This window comes from Streptomyces sp. CNQ085, from assembly GCF_022614595.1.
In the GTDB taxonomy this organism is placed as follows: Bacteria; Actinomycetota; Actinomycetes; order Streptomycetales; family Streptomycetaceae; genus Streptomyces.
In genome coordinates this window covers 10,510-12,321 of record NZ_JAJFAU010000103.1, presented here as the reverse complement: position 1 = coordinate 12,321, position 1,812 = coordinate 10,510, and the positions used below count along the sequence as shown (strand labels likewise).

The window sequence follows — 1,812 nt, the reverse complement described above, 5'->3', positions numbered from 1 at the left end:
CCCGCGCCGAGAGGGCCGGCCGGTCCCCTCGGCGCGGGCGGGAAGGCCCTTACCCTCGACTACCCTCGAAAGCATGGGCGGGGCCGCGGTCACCCTGTTCCTCTGCGGTGACGTGATGCTCGGCCGGGGCGTAGACCAGATCCTTCCGCACCCCGGCGATCCGGCGCTGCGCGAGGCGTACGTCCGCGACGCCCGCACTTACGTCGAGCTGGCGGAGGCGGCCGGCGGCCCGGTGCCCCGGCCGGCCGGTTTCGAGTGGCCCTGGGGCGAGGCGCTCGCGGCGGTCGACGAGGCCGCTGCGGACGTCCGTATCGTCAACCTGGAGACCGCCGTCACGTACAGCGACGCGTTCGCGCCGGGCAAGGGCATCCACTACCGGGTGAGCCCCGCCAACCTCCCCTGTCTGTCGGCCGCCCGGCCCGACGTCTGCGCCCTGGCCAACAACCACGTCCTGGACTTCGGCCGCCCCGGCCTGGAGGAGACCATCGACGCCCTGGCCGGCGCGGGGATCGCCACGGTGGGGGCGGGGCGGGACCTCGCCGCCGCCCGGCGGCCCGCGACCGTGCCCCTGGAAGGCGGCCGGCGGGTGGTGGCCCTGGCCTTCGGCATGCCCTCCAGCGGCATACCGCCCTCCTGGTCCGCCGGCCCCGGCAGGCCCGGTGTGGACATCGTGAACGAGCCTTCGCCGGCCGCGGCCGCCGTCGTGGCCGAGCGGATCCGCCGGGCCGGGCGGCCGGGGGACATCGTGGTCGTCTCGGTCCACTGGGGGCCGAACTGGGGATACGAGGTCTCCGCCGAGGAGACCGGCTTCGCGCACGCCCTGATCGACGGCGGCGCGGACATCGTCCACGGCCACTCCTCGCACCACCCCCGCGCCCTGGAGGTGTACCGGGGAAGGCTCGTGCTGTACGGCTGCGGCGATCTGGTGAACGATTACGAGGGCATTACCGGATACGAGCGGTACCGGGACGACCTGCGGCTGCTCCACCTCGTCCGGCTGGAGCCGGACGGCCGGACGGCCGGTGTGCGGATGGTGCCGCTCCAGGCACGGCGGATACGGCTGCGCCGCGCCTCGCCGGAGGACGCGGAGTGGCTGCGTGTGGTCCTGGACCGCGCCGGACGCGGCCTCGGCTCACGTGTCGACCGCGGGCCGGACGGGACGCTCGCCCTGCGGTGGTGACCGTCCGCGGCCGCGGGAGCCCGCGGCAATGTGGGCGGCGGCCATCCGCGGGCCGGCGGCCCTGTGGCTCAGGCATGTTCGGGTGATCCGCGTCACGCCCTACGGTACCGACATCCATTGTCAGGTCCCTTTCAGGTGTAAGGACCCCCTCATGAGAGCCGTGAACCTCCTGCGCCGCGCGGGCGTGCTGCTGGGCACGCTCGCGCTGGCGCTCACCGGGCTGTCCGCCCCGGCGGCGGCCGCCGACCTCGAACGCGTCACCGGCTTCGGTTCCAACCCGGGCGCGCTGACCATGTACCGCTACGTCCCCGACGACCTGCCCGCCGGCGCCCCGGTCGTCCTCGTCCTGCACGGCTGCACCCAGGACGCGCCCGGCTTCGTGACGGCCTACGGCTGGCGCGCGTACGCCGACAGCCGGGGCTTCGCGCTCGTCGCCGCCCAGCAGGAGACGGGCAACAACAGCTCCCGCTGCTTCAACTGGTTCCGGAGCGGCGACACCTCGCGCGGCCGGGGCGAGATGCTGTCGCTGCGCCAGATGGCCGCCCACGCCGTGAGCGCGGTGGGGGCCGACCCTTCCCGGGTGTACGTCGCCGGGTTCTCCGGCGGCGGCGCGATGGGGGGGGGGGGGGGGG

Annotated in this window: 2 protein-coding genes; both read left to right on the top strand. The window is 75.1% G+C overall.

From position 1 onward, the window contains the following. The first annotated feature begins 73 nt into the window (after positions 1–73). The gene (locus LJ221_RS16970; protein ID WP_241717573.1) at positions 74–1,180 is read left to right on the top strand and encodes a CapA family protein; all 1,107 of its coding nucleotides are present in this window, start codon (positions 74–76) and stop codon (positions 1,178–1,180) included. A gap of 151 nt (positions 1,181–1,331) precedes the next feature. Beyond that, the coding region (locus tag LJ221_RS16965; RefSeq protein ID WP_241717572.1) for a PHB depolymerase family esterase at positions 1,332–1,812 on the top strand (481 nt) is incomplete at its 3' end.

What these genes read in the sequence shown, in the direction of transcription:
- LJ221_RS16970 (WP_241717573.1), top strand. Translation starts at nt 74, where the DNA reads ATGGGCGGGGCCGCGGTCACCCTGTTCCTCTGCGGTGACGTGATGCTC.